The organism is Streptomyces poriferorum (assembly GCF_019399235.1).
GTDB lineage: Bacteria > Actinomycetota > Actinomycetes > Streptomycetales > Streptomycetaceae > Streptomyces > Streptomyces poriferorum.
On record NZ_JAELVH010000525.1, the window covers coordinates 1 to 3,766 of the forward strand.

Genomic DNA, 3,766 nt, shown 5'->3' on the forward strand with positions numbered 1-3,766 from the left:
TGACACGCCTCCGCCGGCCGTCCCCGTGCTCCCGGGGACGGCCGGCGGAGGCGTGTCAGCCGAAGAAGCGGGCCAGTTCCGAAGGGCTCGGAACGGCCTGCGGCCCGTCGGCGGACGGCGGCGGCGAGACCTCGTCCGCCGTCTCGGCCGGGTCGCCCGGGCGCGGGACCGGAACCGGTTGGTCCGGCGGGTCGGACTCTTCGTCGCCGTTGACGACGGAGAACATCCAGTTGGCCGCGGCGAGATGGTCCACGACGGCCGCCAGCAGATAGTCGGTGACCGTCCAGTCGGCCGCCTCGCCGTCGGTGTCACGGATAGTGGCGCTGTCCCGCGGCAGGTGCTTGATCAGGAGCGCCAGCCGCCGGGAGGAGAGCCCGCCCCGGTGCCAGTCGAGCAGGTCCACCCCGTAGTGCCGGAGCAGGTCGGCTTCCAGAGCCTCGGCGTGTTCTTCGGCGAACGCGACGAGGCTCAGTCTTCCCCCAGGCCGAGCCCGGTCTCCTTGCCGTACGCCTCCAGGATGGCGGCGATGTCCTGCATGGTCACGTCGAGCTGCGCGAAGCGGCTGAACTGCTTCTTGCCCAGCAGGAGTTCGAGCAGCCCGTCGACGTCGTTGTCGTCCAGGCCGCGCAGTGCCCTGGCGGTGACGCGGGTCAGTTCGGTCGGCAGTTCGAAGGTGTCGCCGTCGATGGTGAACGACCAGGAACGGCCGAGGGCCTCCATGCGCTGGGCGCGGGCCGCTGACACGTCGAAGGTGGCCATGGGGTCTCCGTTTCGGGAAGGGGGCCGCACCCCGGCGGCCCCGGTCGGGGTGCCGTGGTGCGGCGGTGCGGTTCGGTGGATGCCGGGTGGTGCGGTGTCCGGGACGCGATGACGTGCCGCGGGGCGCCGGGGCGGGAGCGCCGGCGCCCCGCGGAGCGGAGCCCCCTGATGCCGGGGGCTCCGGGTCACACCGTGGCGTAGGACGGGTCCTTCATGACGAAGGTCGCCAGCGGCTGGGTCTCGCCGGAGGACAGCGCCGTGAAGGTGACCCCGAGCGAGGCCGCGGCCTTGCGGGCCAGCTTGATGTCGTCCGACGCGGTGACCTGGCCGCGCGGGATCACGAAGCGGTAGGTGACGTCCGCCCCGTCGTGGAACTCCAGGCCGAGGGCGCGCTCGTCGAACTGCGGGCCGTCCGGCACGTCGTAGGAGTAGACGCCCGGGTTCTCGGTGGCGTTCACCGCCGAGACCGCGTCGCCGCCCATGAAGAACGGCAGGGTGTCCTCGTTGAACTGGAGCATGGCGAACTTCAGCGTCAGGTCCCGGTCCGCGTAGATGAAGCGGGCCGGGCTGACCGCCTGCCACGTCTCGACCGGGTCGAGCTTGTCCTTCTTGGAGAAGGTCACGCCGTCGGTGGACGTGTAGCCGAGGTCCCGCCACACCGAGCTGTCCCAGTCGGCCGACGGGTCGTTGGAGAAGGCGGTCGGCGCCGGGGTGCCGGCCTTCGCCACGAGGATGCGGCCCGTTCCGGCGATGCGGATCTCGGACGAGTTGTTACCAGCCATGAAGGTGGCTTCCTTTCCAGGGGTGGTCGCCCCCGTGCGGGGGCCGCCGTATCCGGGGCGGGTACGGCGAAGGCCCCGCCGGATGTCCGGCGGGGCCTGGTCGTTGGGGCGTCACGTGCGTGCCCGGGTGAGCGGGCCGGACGCCTGGTGCGGTTCGTACGGGCGGTGGGGGACCGGCACGCAGGGGAGCACGGGTCCGCCGGTCGGCCCGTCGGGCCGCCCGCCGGAGCCGGTCAGTCCGTGCGGACGGTGAAGCGGAGGATGCAGAGGTACCGGTTGGCGCCCGCGTAGATGTAGTCGGGCAGCCACCGGGGGCCGTCCTCCTCGATCACCTCGCTGACGAACGAGGTGCCGAAGACGGTGCCGGTCGCGGCCAGCAGGGCGGCGCGAGCCGCGTTGGCGAGAGTGTGGGCCACCGACTTCTGCGGCCCGTAGACCTCCAGTTGGATCAACGGGCGGTCCACATGCAGGTCGTCGACCCAGGCACCGCCCATCCGGGAGATCAGTACGGCCTTCTGTGTCCCGTCGAAGCCGGCGGGCGGGGCGTCGTCGACGTACGCGTCCGCCAGTTCCGCGCGGGTCCTGAGCAGGTCACGCACGATCGCCTGGACATCCGGGAACGTCCCTGGCGCGGATGAGGGCATGTGGGGTCACTCCTTTGTACGGGCCGGGTACGGACGTCCGTGCGTACGGCCCGTACACACGCCGGACACGACGACGGCGGAACCGTGCCTCTCGGAGGGAGGCGAAGGCCTGTGACCGTCAGTGAACTGGAGCAGTTCGCGGCCTGGATCGAAGACATGATCCGGCGGCGTGGATACGACATCGACAGCCCGCGCGGCGGCGGCAAGTCCCGTCTCGCCGACGAGGCGGGTGTCCACCGGGCAGCCATCACGCGGCTGTTGCAGCGGCAGAGCATGCCGGACCTGGAGACGATGCGCAGGCTCGCGCATGTCCTGGGCCTCCCGGTGCGGGAGATGCTCATCCGCTCGGGCCGGCTCACCGAGGACGAGCTGCCCATGCCCCAGACCCCGGCCGGCCCCGGCCGGCAGAGCACCGGCAACGAGCGGATCACGCTGGAGGAGGCCGCCACGGCGCTCGGCGTCCCGGCCGACCAGCGGGAGATGTTCATGCGGGTCGCCGGACAGTTCCTGCCCGCGGGCCCGGTGGAACAGGAGCTCCCGGCCCGGCGGACCCGAAGGGGCTGAGGCCCGGCGGCGCATCGCCCCTCCTCGGCGCGTCGGCACCCTCCGGCGCGGCGCCGCCCTCCGACGCGTCGGCACCCTCCGGCGCGGCGCCGCCCTCCGACGCGTCGGCACCCCCCGGCGCGGCGCCGCCCTCCGACGTGGCGGCACTCTTCCCGGGCCTGCATCCTGCTCCGCCTGCTCCGCCTGCTCCGCCTGCTCCGCCTGCTCCGCGCACACGCCGGCGGCCCGTCCCGTACGCCGTTGCATCGCCCGTGCACCGTGTCCAGCGGCGGATGCCCTCGCACCTCCCTGTCTCCATCCCGCTCCCTGCCTGTGTCCCCGCTGCGTCCCGCCGCCGTCCGTCCACTGCCGCGAGCCGCCGCACAGGCGTGATCGCTAAGCTGTTCCCGGTCCGTTCAGGGGAGGGGGCCGGTCGTCGCGGGCCCTGATGTCCAGGGGTGGGGAAACCGACGTCGATCGGGAATGTGGATGCCGCACCACTGTGTCGGGAACAGAGGTGAAGGAGACGTTCAGGAAGAGCCGCGCATGGGCGAGGGCGAAAAGGGCTCCCGGCGGGCGAACGGTTCGTCCGAGGCCGCATCGCGTCAGCGGCGGCCGGTGGTACGAGGCGTGAGGGAGGGCGGGGAGATGCCTCCCGGCGATCTCGCTCGGCTGCTCGCCGCTGTCGGCGTCCTGCTGGGCAGCCACTCGGCAGGCGATCTGGTGGTCGTGCCGCGTGAGGAGCTGGAGCGGCGCGAGTTCGCCGCGTACGGACAGGGCTGGCGCGACGCGGTGACCCACTGGCACCAGCACGCCGAGTGGGCCGACGGCCTCACGGCAGGGGAGGCCGACGACCGTACGCCCGGGCAGGCCGCGGTCATTCCGTTCCGCCGCAGGATCACGCACGGGGCGCGCGACGAAGCGCAACGCGACACGACGCGCCGCGAGGGAACAGACCTTGCCGGTGCCGCCCCGCCCAAGGCGCTCGCGGGTCCCGCGCGTCCCGCCCCCGACGCCGCGGATCCCGCGGCGTCGGGG

The 3,766-nt window shown here is 72.9% G+C and carries 5 protein-coding genes and 1 pseudogene; 2 read left to right on the forward strand and 4 right to left on the reverse strand.

Annotated features, from left to right (window positions below):
* Positions 1-55: 55 nt before the first annotated feature.
* The 4 genes from JGS39_RS39250 to JGS39_RS39265 all read right to left on the reverse strand — a co-directional run bounded on the left by JGS39_RS39250 (position 56) and on the right by JGS39_RS39265 (position 2,185).
* Positions 56-403 carry a hypothetical protein gene (locus JGS39_RS39250; RefSeq protein ID WP_219574544.1) on the reverse strand — a complete coding sequence of 116 codons (348 nt, stop codon included), beginning with the start codon at positions 401-403 and terminating at the stop codon, positions 56-58.
* A 65-nt stretch (positions 404-468) separates the two neighbouring features.
* Positions 469-759 carry a hypothetical protein gene (locus JGS39_RS39255; RefSeq protein ID WP_219574545.1) on the reverse strand — a complete coding sequence of 97 codons (291 nt, stop codon included), beginning with the start codon at positions 757-759 and terminating at the stop codon, positions 469-471.
* 185 nt (positions 760-944) lie between these two features.
* The gene (locus JGS39_RS39260; RefSeq protein ID WP_219574546.1) at positions 945-1,541 is read right to left on the reverse strand and encodes a phage tail tube protein; all 597 of its coding nucleotides are present in this window, start codon (positions 1,539-1,541) and stop codon (positions 945-947) included.
* Positions 1,542-1,774: 233 nt separating this feature from the next.
* Positions 1,775-2,185, reverse strand: coding sequence for a phage tail termination protein (locus tag JGS39_RS39265; RefSeq protein ID WP_219574547.1), 411 nt, complete (start codon positions 2,183-2,185; stop codon positions 1,775-1,777).
* 111 nt (positions 2,186-2,296) lie between these two features.
* Between JGS39_RS39265 and JGS39_RS39270 the strand changes: the two genes are divergently transcribed.
* On the forward strand, positions 2,297-2,749 hold the full coding sequence (locus JGS39_RS39270; protein ID WP_219574548.1) for a helix-turn-helix domain-containing protein: 453 nt from the start codon (positions 2,297-2,299) through the stop codon (positions 2,747-2,749).
* Between the two features lie 627 nt (positions 2,750-3,376).
* Positions 3,377-3,766: pseudogene (locus tag JGS39_RS39275) on the forward strand (hypothetical protein); the annotation flags it as partial.